Source organism: Streptomyces sp. NBC_00076, from assembly GCF_045041235.1.
Taxonomy (GTDB): domain Bacteria; phylum Actinomycetota; class Actinomycetes; order Streptomycetales; family Streptomycetaceae; genus Streptomyces.
Genome location: NZ_CP108242.1, coordinates 7,819,637 through 7,835,622 on the forward strand (window position 1 = coordinate 7,819,637; position 15,986 = coordinate 7,835,622).

General features: G+C 72.3%; 1 protein-coding gene. It reads left to right on the forward strand.

Annotation, left to right across the window (positions count from 1 at the left end; genetic code table 11):
* Positions 1-13 precede the first annotated feature (13 nt).
* A complete protein-coding gene (locus OHA64_RS35210; RefSeq protein ID WP_405620122.1) occupies positions 14-15,937 on the forward strand; it encodes a type I polyketide synthase in 15,924 nt (5,307 codons plus the stop codon).
* Positions 15,938-15,986 lie beyond the last annotated feature (49 nt).

Sequence of the window (15,986 nt, forward strand, 5' to 3'; positions counted from 1 at the left end):
AGCTGACGGAGCAATGTCGAACGAGGACAAGCTGCGCGATTACCTCAAGCGGACGACCTCCGACCTGCGTCAGGCTCGTCGTCTTCTGCGCGAGATGGAGGAGCGCGACCAGGAGCCCATCGCCATCGTCGCGATGAGCTGCCGCTACCCCGGCGGGGTCGGCAACCCGGAGGAGCTGTGGAAGCTCGTCGCCGACGGGACCGACGCTCTGACCCCCTTCCCCACCACCCGCGGCTGGGACCCCGACGCCCTCCACGACCCCGACCCGGACAACCCCGGCACGAGCTACGCCCGCGAAGGCGGCTTCCTGCACGACGCGGACCGCTTCGACGCCAGCTTCTTCGGCATCTCACCGCGCGAGGCCCTGGCCACCGACCCGCAGCAGCGACTGTTGCTGGAGACCTCCTGGGAACTGTTCGAGCGGGCCGGCATCGACCCCACGACGCTGCGCGGCAGCCGCACCGGAGTCTTCGCCGGCGTCATGTACCACGACTACGCCTCCCGGCTGCACACCGTCCCCGAGGAGGTCCAGGGCTACCTGGGCACCGGCGCGTCCAGCAGCATCGTCTCCGGCCGCGTCTCGTACGTGTACGGCCTCGAAGGCCCGGCGGTGACCGTGGACACGGCGTGCTCGTCGTCGCTGGTCGCCCTGCACCTGGCGGCACAGGCGCTGCGGCAGGGCGAGTGCAACCTCGCCCTCGCCGGCGGTGTCACCGTGATGTTCACGCCCGGCACCTTCGTCGACTTCAGCAAGCAGGGCGGCCTCTCCACCGACGGCCGCTGCAAGCCGTACTCCGACGCCGCCGACGGCACCGGCTGGGGCGAGGGCGTCGGCCTGCTCCTCCTGGAGCGGCTCTCCGACGCCCGGCGCAACGGGCACCCGGTGCTCGCGGTCGTCCGCGGCTCGGCCGTGAACCAGGACGGCGCCAGCAACGGCCTCACCGCCCCCAACGGCCCCTCGCAGCAACGAGTGATCCTCCAGGCGCTCGCCAACGCCCGGCTCGCACCCGAGCAGGTCGACGTGGTGGAAGGACACGGGACTGGTACGACGTTGGGTGACCCGATCGAGGCGCAGGCGTTGCTGGCCACGTACGGGCAGGGGCGGTCGGAGGATCGGCCGTTGTGGCTGGGGTCGGTGAAGTCGAACATCGGGCATACGCAGGCTGCCGCGGGTGTGGCCGGTGTGATCAAGATGGTGATGGCGATGCGGCAGGGTGTGTTGCCGCGGACGCTGCATGTGGATGCGCCGAGTTCGCATGTGGACTGGTCGGCTGGTGCGGTTGAGCTGCTGACGGAGGCTCGGGAGTGGCCGGAGCGGGACGACGCGCCGCGTCGGGCGGGTGTGTCGTCGTTCGGTGTGAGCGGCACGAACGCGCATGTCATCGTCGAGCAGGCGCCGGCCGAGGAAAAGCCTGCCACCGCGGCACCTGCGCCGTTCGGTGTGGTGCCGTGGCTGGTGTCCGCAAGCGACGACGACGCCCTGCGTGAGCAGGTGGAACGGCTGCGTGCGTATGCGGGCTCCCGCGGCGACCTGGATGCCGGCGATGTGGGCTGGTCGCTGTTGTCCGCGCGGGCGGTGCTGGAGCACCGGGCGGTGATCCTCGGCAGGGGCCGTGACGACTTCCTCCAGGGCCTGGAGGCGCTGGCTTCCGGTGGTCCGGGGGTGGTGTCCGGGTCGGTGGTCGAGGGTCGGCTCGGGGTGTTGTTCACCGGGCAGGGCAGTCAGCGGCCGGGGATGGGGCGGGAGCTGTACCAGACGTTTCCCGTCTTCGCGGACGCTCTCGACGAGGTGTGTGCCCACTTCGATCCGTTGCTGGAGCGGCCGTTGGCCGAGGTGTTGTTCGGCTCTGAGGCTGAGGCGTTGGAGCAGACCGGGTACGCGCAGCCGGCGTTGTTCGCGGTCGAGGTGGCGCTGTTTCGGCTTGCGGAGTCGTTCGGGTTGCGGCCGGAGGTGCTCGGTGGGCACTCGGTGGGTGAGCTGGTGGCGGCTTATGTGGCGGGGCTGTGGTCGCTTCAGGATGCGGTGCGGCTGGTGGCGGCCCGGGGCCGGTTGATGCAGGCGTTGCCTGAGGGTGGCGCCATGCTCGCGGTGCAGGCCGCTGAGGAGGATGTAGCGCCTTTGCTGGAAGGTGCGGTGGGTGTGGCGGCGGTGAACGGGCCGTCGCAGGTGGTCCTGTCCGGTGACCGTGCCGCCCTGGAGGCTCTCGCGGAAACCTTCAAGGCTGAGGGTCGTAAGACGCGGTGGCTGCGCGTCTCCCACGCGTTCCACTCGCCGTTGATGGAACCGATGCTGGATGACTTCCGGCAGGTCGCCGAGGGGCTCACCTACGAGGCGCCGAGTCTGCCGGTCGTGTCGAATCTGACCGGCCGCATGGCCACGGCGGAGGAGCTTCAGGACCCGGACTACTGGGTCCGCCACGTCCGTGAGGCGGTCCGCTTCCACGACGGTCTGACCACCCTGGCGGCCGACGGTGTCACGACCGTCGTCGAGCTGGGCCCGGACGCGGTCCTGACCGCGATGGCTCACGACACCCTCACCACCCCCGAAGCCCAGGCGGGCCTGATCCCCGCCCTGCGCAAGGACCGCCCGGAACCGGACACCTTCCTGGCCGCCCTGGCCCAGGCCCACGTCCGAGGCGCGACCGTCGACTGGACCCCGCTCCTCGCCCCCACCGAGACCCGCCGCCGCGTCGACCTGCCCACCTACCCCTTCCAGCACGAGAGCTTCTGGCTGCACGCCCCGGCGCTCACGGGTGACGTGACCTCGGCCGGTCTCCTGGCTGCCGATCATCCACTGCTCGGCGCCCGTGTCCAGGTCGCGGGGAGTGACACGCGGCTGTTCACCAGCCTGCTGTCGGTCGACTCGCACCCTTGGCTCGCCGACCACACCGTCGGCGGCGAGGTGCTGCTGCCGGGCACGGCCTTCGTCGAACTCGCCGTGCGCGCCGGGGACGAACTCGGCTGTGACCTGCTCGAGGAACTGATCCTGGAAGCCCCGCTGGTGCTGCCCGAGAACGGCGACGGCCGGCAGCTCCAGCTCTGGGTCGAGGAGCCTGACGAGACCGGGCGGCGCACGTTCACGCTGCACTCGCGCGGCCAGGGCGACCCCGACGGCGTACTCGACGAACCGTGGATCCGGCACGCGACCGGCGTCCTGAGCGCCGCCGAAGGAGCGGAGGCCGGCTTCGAACTGACGCAGTGGCCGCCGTCCGACGCCGTCGCCGTGGAGAGCGATGACCTCTACGCAGGTTTCGCCGCAGCCGGCCTCGGCTACGGTCCCGCGTTCCAGGGAGTACGGTCCGTCTGGCGCCGCGGGGACGAGGTCTTCGCCGAGGTCGCGCTGCCGGACGAGCACCGCACCGATGCCGCCGAGTACGGCCTGCACCCCGCCCTGCTCGACGCGAGCCTGCACGCGATCGCCTTCACCGCCGCCGGTGACGGTCAGGCGCGCCTGCCGTTCTCGTGGAGCGGTGTGTCCCTGTTCGCCACCGGCGCGTCCGTACTGCGCGTACGGCTGACCGCGGCCGAATCCGGTTCGGTGACCCTGGCAGTCGCCGACGACACGGGCCGACCGGTCGCTTCCGTCGACTCCCTCGTCCTGCGCGCCCTCAGCGCGGACGACCTCGACACCCCGGCCGCCGGCGGCGAGCACGACTCGTTGCTGCGGGTGGAGTGGGCTGTCGGGTCGGTTGTGGGTGGTGGGGTGGCTGGTGGTTCCTGTGCGGTGGTCGGGGACGGTTCTGGCGGCTTCGAGGGTGCTGGGGTGTTCGCGGACGTGGGGTCTTTGATCGCTGCGGTGGAGGGGGGTCTGGAGGCGCCGGAGTGTGTGGTGGTGCCGGTCCTGGTGCCCGGTGCCGTGTCCGGTGTCGCGTCTGCTGATGTGGTGCGGTCGGTTGTGGGTGGTGTGCTGGACGAGGTGGGTGCGTGGTTGCGGTTCGGGGGTGCTGGTGAGTCGCGCGTTGTGGTGGTGACTGAGGGCGCGGTGGGTGCTGGTGGTGTGGTGGCGGATCCGGTGGGTGCCGCGGTGTGGGGGCTGGTGCGGTCGGCGGTGTCGGAGCATCCGGGGCGTGTGGTGCTGGTGGATGTGGACGGCCGTGCCGAGTCCTGGGAGCGGGTGCTGGAGGTCGCCGGCGGTGAGGAGTCGGAGGTCGCGCTTCGCGAGGGCGTGGTGTGGTCGCCGCGGCTGGTGAAGGCCGCGGGGGCCGGGCTTGCGGTCCCTGCCTCGGGAGCGTGGCGGTTGGGTTCGCGGGAGCCAGGGACGCTGGAGAACTTGGCGCTCCTTGCCGACGCGGAGGCCGGTGCGGAGCGCGAGCTCGGCGCGGGTGAGGTGCGGGTCGCGGTGCGCGCCGCCGGCGTGAACTTCCGGGATGTGCTGATCGCGCTGGGGATGTATCCCGGTGATGCGGAGATGGGCACCGAGGGCGCGGGTGTCGTGCTCGAAGTGGGTCCCGAGGTGTCTCATGTGGCGGTCGGCGACCGGGTGTTGGGCCTGTTGGACGGTGGCTTCGGCCCGGTGGTGGTGGCCGACGCCCGGTTGGTGGCGCGCATGCCCGACGGCTGGTCCTTCGCCCAGGCGGCCTCGGTGCCGACCGTGTTTCTGACGGCGTGGTTCGCACTACGCGACCTGGCGGGGGTGCGTGCGGGTGAGCGGGTGCTGGTGCACGCGGCCGCGGGTGGTGTGGGAATGGCGGCGGTGCAGCTGGCGCGGCATTGGGGCGCGGAGGTGTTCGCGACGGCGAGCACCGGCAAGTGGGACGTGGTGCGCGGCCTGGGAGTCGACGAATCGCGGATCGCGTCATCACGGTCGGTCGACTTCGCCGATCACCTGCTGCGGGCCACGGACGGGCGTGGTGTGGATGTGGTGCTGAACTCGCTGGCGGGCGAGTTCGTGGATGCCTCGCTGCGGCTGCTGCCGGGCGGTGGCCGGTTCGTGGAGATGGGCAAGACCGACCTGCGTGATCCCGGAACCGTCGCCCAGCACCACCCCGGCGTGGATTACACCAGCTTCGACCTCGCGCAGATATCGCCCGACCGTGTGCGCGAGATGCTCACCGAGGTCATGGAGCTGTTCGGGCGTGGCGTGCTGGAGCCGTTGCCGGTGCGGGCGTGGGATGTGCGTCGGGCGGTCGATGCTTTCCGGTATCTGAGTCAGGCCCGGCATGTGGGCAAGGTGGTGCTGACTCTGCCGTCTTCGTTGGAGGCGTCTTCGTTGGAGGCGTCGGGGACGGTTCTGGTGACGGGTGCGTTGGGTGGTCTGGGTCGGCTGGTGGCCCGGCATCTGGCGGAGCGGCACGGGGTGCGGGAGCTGTTGCTGGTCTCCCGTCGTGGTGAGGCGGCGCCTGGCGCGGGTGAGGTGCGTGCGGAGCTGGAGGCGCTGGGCGCACGGGTGTCGATCGCTGCCTGTGATGTGGCGGACCGGGAGGCGCTGGCCTCGCTGCTGGAGGGTGTCGCTGATCTGTCGGCGGTGGTGCATGTGGCGGGTGTGGTGGACGATGGTGTGTTCACTTCGCTGAGCCGCGAACGTCTGGAGGGGGTGTTGCGGCCGAAGGTGGACGCGGCGCTGAACCTGCACGAGTTGACCGCGGATCGGGATCTGTCGGCGTTCGTGTTGTTCTCCTCGGCGGCTGGTGTGCTGGGCAGTGCGGGGCAGGCGAACTACGCCGCGGCGAACGCGTTCTTGGACGCGTTGGCCGAGTACCGGCGTGCGCGGGGGCTGCCGGCGACGTCGCTGGCGTGGGGGTTGTGGGCCGAGCAGGGTGGTATGGCCGGTTCCCTGGGGTCGGGTGATGTGGAGCGGATGCGGCGGGCGGGGGTCAACGCCCTGGACGCCGGGGAGGGTCTGGCCCTGCTGGATGCGGGAGTGGAGACCTCCGGTGGCGCGCTGGTGGCGATGAAGCTCGACCTGCGAGCCCTGCGGGCGCAGTTCGGCGTACACGTACCGCCACTCTTCCGCACCCTCATCCGCGGCAACCGCACCCGGCGCGTCGTCGAGATCGCCGCGACGACCGGCGGTGGTACGTCCTTCGCCGACCAACTGGCCGCTCTGGTACCGGAGAACCGTGACCAGGCGGTGCTGGATCTGGTCCGCGCGCAGGTCGCCGGCGTACTCGGATACGCCTCGCCGGACGATGTCGTGGCGACGAAGGCGTTCAAGGAGCTGGGCTTCGACTCCCTCACCGCCGTCGAACTCCGCAACCGCCTCACCGCCGCGGCGGGACTCCGCCTGCCCGCCTCGCTGATCTTCGACTACCCGACCCCCAAGGCCCTCGCCGCACACCTGCGCACGGAACTCCTCGGAGCCGACGCCGAGGCGGCCGTACCGTCCACCATCCGCGAGGCGGCGCAGCAGGCCGCGGTGCTCGACGAGCCGATCGCGATCGTCGGCATGAGCTGCCGCTTCCCCGGCGGCGTGCGGACACCGGAGGACCTCTGGCGCCTGCTCACCGACGGGGAGGAGGCGATCACCGAGTTCCCGGACGGCCGTGGCTGGGATCTGGGGGCGCTCTACGACCCCGACCCGGAGAACTCCGGTACGAGCTACGCCCGCGAGGGCGGTTTCCTGCACGACGCGGGCGAGTTCGACGCCGCTTTCTTCGGTATCTCGCCGCGCGAGGCCCTGGCGATGGACCCGCAGCAGCGGCTGCTGCTGGAGACGTCCTGGGAGGCGTTCGAGCGGGCCGGCATCGACCCGGCCGCCCTGCACGGCAGCCGAACGGGCGTGTTCGCCGGCCTGATCTACCACGAGTACGGCTCACACCTCACGAGCGTCCCCGAGGGCGTCGAGGGCTACCTCGGCACCGGAACCTCCGGCGCCATCGCCTCGGGCCGCATCTCCTACACCTTCGGCCTCGAAGGCCCGGCGGTGACGGTCGACACGGCCTGCTCGTCGTCCCTGGTCGCCCTGCACCTGGCCGCGCAGGCACTGCGGCAGGACGAGTGCACCCTGGCCCTCGCGGGTGGCGTCACGGTGATGCCCACCGCCGGTACCTTCATCGACTTCAGCCGCCAGCGGGGCCTCGCCCCCGACGGCCGCTGCAAGCCCTTCGCCGCCGCGGCCGACGGCACCAGCTGGGGCGAGGGCGTCGGCATGCTCGTCCTCGAACGCCTCTCCGACGCCCGCCGCAACGGCCACCGGGTCCTGGCGGTCCTCCGAGGCTCGGCCGTGAACCAGGACGGCGCCAGCAACGGTCTCACGGCCCCCAACGGGCCGTCGCAGCAGCGCGTGATCCGCGCCGCCCTCGCCAACGCCCGCCTGACGCCCGCCGACGTGGACGCGGTCGAGGCCCACGGCACCGGCACGCCCCTCGGCGACCCGATCGAGGCGCAGGCGCTCATCGCCACCTACGGCAAGGACCGGCCCGACGACCGGCCGCTCCTCCTCGGCTCGGTGAAGTCCAACATCGGGCACACGCAGGCCGCCGCCGGTGTCGCCGGGGTCATCAAGATGATCCTCGCGATGCGGCACGGCGTGCTGCCCCCCACGCTCAACTTCGACGAGCCGACCCCCGAGGTCGACTGGTCGGCCGGTGCCGTGGAACTCCTTCCCGAGACCCGTGAATGGCCGCAGAGCGACCACCCGCGTCGGGCCGGCGTGTCGTCCTTCGGTGTGAGCGGCACCAACGCGCACGTCATCGTGGAACAGACGCCGGCTGAGGAACCGGCCGAGGGCGAGACGCCGTCGGAACCGGTGGTGTCGGGTGTGGTGCCGTTGGTGCTGTCGGCCAAGTCCGAGGACGCGCTGCGGGGGCAGGCGGCGCGGCTGCGGGAGCACATGACGTCCGGTTCCGAACTCGCCGACGTGGCCTGGTCGCTGACGGCCGCGCGGTCGCGATTCGAGCATCGGGGTGTGGTGCTGGGCCGGGACCGGGAGGAGCTGCTGGCGGGGCTGGAGCGGTTGGCCGGGACGGACGCCCCCTCTCCGGGTGTGGTCGCGGGTCGGGCCGCTCCGGGCACTGTGCGGCCGGTGTTCGTGTTTCCGGGTCAGGGGTCGCAGTGGGCGGGGATGGCGGTCGAGCTCCTCGGCTCCAGTCCGGTGTTCGCGGAGCGGATGCGTGAGTGTGCGGGGGCGTTGTCGGGGTTCGTCGAGTGGGATCTGTTCGAGGAGCTGGGTGGTGAGAACTTCGATCGGGTGGATGTGGTCCAGCCGGTGTTGTTCGCGGTGATGGTGTCGCTGGCCGAGGTGTGGCGGGCGGCGGGTGTTGAGCCTGCGGCTGTGGTGGGTCACAGTCAGGGTGAGATCGCTGCGGCGTGTGTGGCGGGTGCGCTCTGCCTGGAGGACGCCGCCCGCGTGGTCGCGCTGCGCAGTCAGGCGATCCGGGCGTTGTCCGGGCGGGGTGGCATGGTGTCGGTGCCGTTGCCGATCGGGGAGGTTGGGGAGCTGATCGGCGGCTGGGAGGGCCGTATCGATGTCGCCGCGGTGAACGGTCCGGCGCAGGTGGTGGTCTGCGGTGAGCCGGAGGCCTTGCGGGAGCTGGTCGCTCACTGCGAGCGGAATGACGTCCGGGCGCGGACCATCCCGGTGGACTACGCCTCCCACTCGGTACAGGTGGAGGCCATCGAGGACCAGCTCGATCAGTCCCTGGCCCCCGTCGCACCGCGAACCCCCGACATCCCGGTGTTCTCCACGCTGACCGGCGCGTGGCTGGACGAGCCGATGGACGCCGGCTACTGGTACCGCAATCTCCGCCACACGGTGCTGTTCGAGGAGGCGACGCGGGGTCTGCTGGCCGAGGGGCACACGCTGTTCCTGGAGATGAGCCCGCACCCGGTGCTGACCGTCCCGGTGCAGGCGACCGTCGAGGCCACCGGCCACCCGGCCGCCACCGCGCTGGGCTCCCTGCGCCGCGACGAAGGCGGCGCCGACCGCATGGTCACCTCCCTCGCCGAGGCCCACGTCCACGGCGTGGAACTGGACTGGAAGGCCCTCTTCCCGGGGGCCAGGACGGTCGAGCTGCCCACGTACGCGTTCCAGCGCGACCACTACTGGCTCCTCTCCCCGCAGGACGCCTCCCGCGCTGCCCCCGCGGCCACCGGCGACGAGATCGACGCCCGCTTCTGGGAGGCGGTGGAGCGCGAGGACCTGGAACAGCTGGCTGCCGAGCTGGCCGTCGACGAGGAAGCGGCGTCCGAGCAACTGGGTGCCGCACTGCCGGTGTTGTCCTCCTGGCGGCGGCAGCGGCGTGAGCGGTCGGTGGTGGACGGCTGGCGTTACCGGGTGGAGTGGAAGCCGCTGACCAGCGGACTACCCACCACCCTCACGGGCCGCTGGCTCATGGTCGTCCCGGAGGAAGCGGTCGGCCACCTGTGGGTCGCCGGGGTCGCCGAGGCCCTGACGCGAGCCGGTGCCGAGCCGCACGAACTGCGGCTGACTGCCGACGAGATGACGCGGGAGGTACTGGCCGAGCGACTGTCGGACGCTACGGACGTCGTCGGCGTCGTCTCCCTGCTCGCCCTCGCCGAGCAGCCGCACGGCACGTACGCCGTCCTGCCCGCCGGGCTCGCCGCCACGGTGGAGCTGGTGCAGGCACTGGGCGACGCCGGGACAGGCGCCCCGCTGTGGGCGGTGTCTTGCGGAGCCGTGGCGACCGGTCGCAACGACCGGGTGGACAGCCCCGAGCAGGCCCAGACCTGGGGACTCGGCCGGGTCGTGGCCCTGGAGCACCCCGACCGCTGGGGTGGCCTCATCGACCTCCCCGCTATCCCCGACCCCCGCGCACAGACCCGCCTCACCGGCATCCTCGCCGGAACCGGAACCGGAACCGGAACCGGAACCGGAACCGGGATCGGTGACGAGGACCAGCTCGCCATCCGCGACTCCGGCGTCTACGTACGCCGCCTCGTCCGCGCCGAACCCTCCACCGCACCGGCGAAGAACCCCGACCGCACCCCCTGGAACCCCCGCGGAACCGTCCTGGTCACCGGCGGCACCGGCGCCCTGGGCCCCCATATAGCCCGCTGGCTGGCCCGCAACGGCGCCGAGCACCTCGTCCTGACCAGCCGCCGCGGCCCGGACGCGCCCGGAGCCGAGGGACTGCGGGAGGAGCTGGAGGAGCTGGGTGTCCAGGTCACCATCGCCGCGTGTGACGTGGCCGACCGGGACGCGGTCGCCGCGCTGTTGGACCGGCTGAAGGAGGGCGGCCACACCCTGCGTGCCGTGATCCACGCGGCAGCCCTCATCGAACTCGACTCCGTGGCGAACACCTCGCTGGAGACGTTCGCGGAGATCGTCGCGGCGAAGGTCGCCGGTGCCGTGATTTTGGACGAACTCCTGGCCGCCGACGCCGAGTCCGGCACGGACACGCTGGACGCCTTCGTCCTGTTCTCCTCCATCGCCGGCGTGTGGGGCAGCGGCGACCACGCCGCCTATGCCGCCGGGAACGCCTACCTCGACGCCCTCGCCGAGAACCGCAGGGCGCGCGGTCTGACTGCCACGTCGATCGCCTGGGGCGTCTGGAACGTCGTCAACCCGCATGGCAGCGGCAGCGCACCCCAGGACGTGGACCCGGACCAGCTGCGTCGTCAGGGCCTGCCGTTCCTCGACCCCGACCTGGCGTTCGCGGGCATGCGGCAGGTCCTGGACGACGACGAGACGTTCCTCGCCGTGGCCGACGTGGACTGGGACCGGTTCGTACCGGTGTTCACCTCCCGGCGCGCCCGCCCGCTGCTGAACGACCTGCCCGACGCCCGGCGCGTCCTGGCCGAACAGCAGCAGGACACGGACGGTGACACCGACGACGCCGTCTCCGAGCTGCGCCGCCGCCTGACCGGGCTCCCCGCGCCCGAGCAGGAGCGGATCCTGCTCGACATCGTGCTCTCGCACGCGGCCGCGGTCCTGGGCTACGAGTCCGCCGGAGCCCTGGACCCCGAACGGGCCTTCCGCGAGTTCGGCTTCGACTCGCTCACCGCGGTCGACCTGCGCAACCGCCTGAGCCGGGCCACCGGCCTGCGACTGCCCACGACGGTCGTCTTCGACCACCCCAACGGCCTGAGCCTGGCCGCCCACCTGCGGACCCAGGCCCTCGGCGCCGCGGCCACCGCCGACCCGGCGGCCGGGGCCACCGCGCCGAACACCGTGGCGGTCGACGAACCGGTCGCCATCGTCGCGATGAGCTGCCGCTACCCGGGCGGCATCGCCGGCCCCGAGGACATGTGGGAGGTTCTGCGCTCCGGCGCCGACGTCGTCGGCGGCTATCCCACCAACCGCGGCTGGGACGTCGACCACCTCCACGACCCCGACCCCGAGACCCCCGGCACCACCACGGCACGGGGCGGCGGCTTCCTGCACGACGCGGGCGCCTTCGACCCGGCCTTCTTCGGGATCTCGCCGCGCGAGGCCCTGGCGATGGACCCGCAGCAGCGGCTGCTGCTGGAGACGTCCTGGGAGGCGTTCGAGCGCGCCGGCATCGACCCCCGGGCGATGCGCGGGCGCGCCGCCGGAGTCTTCGTCGGGACGAACTACCAGGACTACGGCACCGGCCCCGGCCAGATCGCCGCGGGCGCCGAGGGCCACGTCCTGACCGGCAGCGCGCCCAGCGTGGTCTCCGGCCGCATCTCCTACACCTTCGGCCTCGAAGGCCCGGCGGTGACGGTCGACACGGCCTGCTCGTCCTCCCTGGTCGCCCTGCATCTGGCCGCGCAGGCGCTGCGGCAGGGCGAGTGCGACATGGCCCTCGCCGGCGGTGTGGCCGTGATGTCGTCACCGGGTTCGCTCATCGCCTTCAGCCAGCAGCGGGGCCTGGCGTCCGACGGCCGCTGCAAGGCCTTCGCGGCGGCTGCCGACGGCATGGGCATGGCCGAGGGCGTCGGCATGATCCTCCTGGAACGTCTCTCCGACGCCCGCCGCAACGGTCACCGGGTCCTGGCGGTCGTCCGAGGCTCGGCGGTCAACCAGGACGGCGCCAGCAACGGTCTCACGGCCCCCAACGGGCCGTCGCAGCAGCGCGTGATCCGCGCCGCCCTCGCCAACGCCCGCCTGACGCCCGCCGACGTGGACGCGGTCGAGGCCCACGGCACCGGCACCACCCTCGGCGACCCCATCGAGGCCCAGGCCCTGCTGGCGACGTACGGCCAGGAGCGGCCCTCGGACCGCGCGCCGCTGTGGCTGGGCTCCGTGAAGTCCAACATCGGCCACTCGCAGGCCGCTTCGGGCGTCGCCGGAATCATCAAGATGGTGATGGCGATGCGGCACGGAACGCTGCCGCAGACACTGCACGTGGACGCGCCGACCCCCGAGGTCGACTGGTCCGAGGGCGCCGTCGAGCTGCTGACCGAGGCCCGCGCGTGGCCGGAGAGTGGTCAGCCGCGTCGGGCGGGCGTCTCGTCGTTCGGCATGAGCGGTACGAACGCCCACGTGATCGTCGAGCAGGCACTGGAGACCGAGACCGATACGACGGACGAGCCGGCCTTTGTCTCGCCCGTGGAGTCGACTGTCCCGCCCGTGGAGTCGACGCTGTTGCCGCTGGTGGTCTCGGCGAAGTCGGAGCAGGCTCTGCGCGCTCAGGCGGCAAGGCTGCGCGAGCATCTGCAGACGCACGCCGATCTACGACTCGCCGACGTGGCCTGGTCGCTGACGGCCGCGCGGTCGCGGTTCGAGTACCGGGGCGCGGTGCTGGCCACGGACCGTGACGAGCTGCTGTCCGCCCTGCGGCACCTCGCCGAAACGGACACGCCTTCGCCGGGCGTCGTCGCGGGTCGGGCCGCTCAAGGCACTGCGCGGCCGGTGTTCGTGTTTCCGGGTCAGGGGTCGCAGTGGGCGGGGATGGCGGTCGAGCTCCTCGGCTCCAGTCCGGTGTTCGCGGAGCGGATGCGTGAGTGTGCCGGAGCGTTGTCGGCGTTCGTCGAGTGGGATCTGTTCGAGGAGCTGGGTGGTGAGAACTTCGATCGGGTGGATGTGGTCCAGCCGGTGTTGTTCGCGGTGATGGTGTCGCTGGCCGAGGTGTGGCGGGCGGCCGGTGTTCGGCCCGCGGCCGTGGTGGGTCACAGTCAGGGTGAGATCGCCGCGGCGTGTGTGGCGGGCGCGCTCTCCCTGGAGGACGCCGCCCGCGTGGTCGCGCTGCGCAGTCAGGCCATCCGTAAGCTGTCCGGCAAGGGCGGCATGGTCTCGCTGATGCTGCCGGAGGACGGCACCCGCGACCTCCTGACGGCATGGGAGGGCCGTATCGGCATCGCCGCCGTCAACGGTCCGGCGCAGGTGGTGGTCTGCGGTGAGCCGGAGGCCCTGCGGGAGCTGGTCGCCCACTGCGACCGGCACGACATCCGGGCCCGCACCATCCCGGTGGACTACGCCTCGCACTCGGCCCACGTCGAGGTGATCGAGGACCACTTGGCCGAGGCCCTGTCCCCGGTGAAGGCCGACGCCCCCGAGATCCCGGTCTTCTCCACGCTGACCGGCGCCTGGCTGGACGAGCCGATGGACGCCGCCTACTGGTACCGCAACCTCCGCCACACGGTCCTCTTCGAGCAGGCGACGCGGGGTCTGCTGGCCGAGGGGCACACCCTGTTCCTGGAGATGAGCCCGCACCCGGTCCTGACCGTCCCGGTGCAGGCGACCATCGACGCCACCGAGCACCCGGCCGCCACCGCGCTGGGCTCCCTGCGCCGCGACGAAGGCGGCGCCGACCGCATGGTCACCTCCCTCGCCGAGGCCCACGTCCACGGCGTGGAACTGGACTGGAAGGCCCTTTTCCCGGGGGCCAGGACAGTCGAGCTGCCCACGTACGCCTTCCAGCGCGACCACTACTGGCTCCTCTCCCCGCAGGAGGAGGCGCCCGGTGACGGTGCCGGGACGGTCGTGGACGAGGTGGAGGCCCGCTTCTGGGAGGCGGTCGAGCGGGAGGACCTTCAGGAGCTGAGCTCCACGCTCGTCGACGTCGACGAGGGATCCCTCGGCGCCGTACTGCCCGTGCTGTCGTCCTGGCGGCGGCAGCGACGCGAGCGGTCGGTCGTGGACGCCTGGCGGTACCGCGTCGCGTGGAAGGCGCTGCGGGACGAACCGTCCGCCACTCTCACCGGCCGCTGGCTGGTCGTCGTCCCGGACGCCGCCGCCGACCATCCGTGGGCGGCGCAAACCGTCGAGGCCCTGTCCCGGGCGGGCGCGGAGACGTTCGGCGTACGCGTGGCTGCGGGGGAGTCGACCCGCGAGGCGCTGGCCGAACAGCTCGGCGTCGCCGATGTCGCCGGCATCACCGGTGTCGTCTCGCTGCTCGCCCTCGACACCACCGCCCGCAAGGACCACCCGGCGGTCACGGCCGGTCTGGCCGCCACCGTCATGCTCGTCCAGGCGCTTGGCGACGCCGGGATCGACGCCCGGCTGTGGGCGGTGTCGAGCGGCGCGGTGTCGACCGGCCCGGCCGACACGGCCGCCTGGCCCGATCAGGCGCAGCTGTGGGGGCTCGGCCGGGTGGCGGCCCTGGAGTACCCGGACCGCTGGGGCGGTCTCGTCGACCTGCCCGCGGCCCCCGACGCCCGCAGCGCGGCCCGGTTCGCCGGGATCCTGGCGGGAGCCGGGGACGAGGACCAGCTTGCGGTGCGCGGCTCCGGCACCCTCGTACGGCGCTTCGTGCGCGCCCCGCTGGACGCGGACACTGCGTCGGAATGGACGCCCCGCGGTACGGCGCTGGTCACGGGTGGTACCGGGGCTGTCGGTGGGCATGTGGCGCGGTGGCTGGCCCGCAGCGGTGCCGAGCATCTCGTCCTCACCAGCCGGCGGGGCCTTGACGCTCCCGGTGCCGACGATCTCAAGGCGGAGCTGGAGGAGTTGGGCGCTCGGGTCACCGTCGCGGCTTGTGACGTGGCCGACCGGGACGCGCTCGCCGCGCTCCTGGAGCAGCTGACCACGGACGGGCACACCCTCCGCTCCGTCTTCCATGCCGCCGGGGTCGGGCAGGGGCAGCCGCTGGCCGACATGTCGGTGGCGGATGTGGCCGGGGTGCTGGAGGGCAAGGTCGCCGGGGCGGTTCACCTCGACGAGCTGCTCGACGGTGCCGAGCTGGACGCGTTCGTGCTGTTCTCCTCCAACGCAGGCGTGTGGGGCAGCGGCAACCAGGGGGCGTACGCCGCCGCCAACGCGCATCTCGACGCGCTGGCCGAGCGGCGGCGGGCGCGCGGCCTGGTCGCGACGTCCGTGGCCTGGGGGCTGTGGGCCGGCGGCGGCATGGCGGGCGACGACGGGGAGGAGCAGTTCCGCCGTCGGGGTCTGCGGCCGATGGCTCCCGAGCTCGCGGTGGCGGCCCTGACGCAGGCCGTGGCCTACGACGAGACGTTCCTGGCGGTGGCCGATCTGGACTGGGAGCGGTTCGGGCCGGCGTTCACCTCGTCGCGGCCCAGCCCGCTTATCGGGGAACTCCCCGAGGTCCGCAAGGCCTTGGAGGTGACGGCTGGGGAGGACCCGGGCGACGACGACACCTCCTCCTCGGAGCTGCGGCGCCGGCTCATCCCGCTCACCGAGCCCGAGCGCGAGGTGATCCTGCTCGACCTGGTCCGCACTCACGCCGCGGCCGTGCTCGGCTACGACGGACCGGAGGCCGTGGACGCCCACCGGGCCTTCCGCGAGCTGGGCTTCGACTCGCTGACCGCGGTAGAGGTCCGCAACCGCGTGGGCCAGGCCACCGGGCTGCGGCTGCCGACCACGCTCGTGTTCGACTACCCGACGTCCGTGGCGCTGGCCCAGTACCTCCGTGCCCAGCTCATCCAGGACGACGCCACGGGCGTGGCGTCCACCCTGCGCGAACTGGACCGGCTGGAGGCCGGCCTGACCACCATCGCGCCCGACGACAGCGCCCGGATGCGCATCACCATGCGGCTCGAAGCGCTGATGGCGAAGTGGAAGGACACCGACGCGGAGGCCCCGGCCGACGGTGAGACGGTCTCCTCCCGGCTCGAAACGGCGTCCGCGGACGAGGTCTTCGACTTCATCGACAAGGAGCTCGGCATCTCCTGAGCACTCGATCTCCTGAGGCGATCGGCATGTTCTGAGCCAACAGCAACGG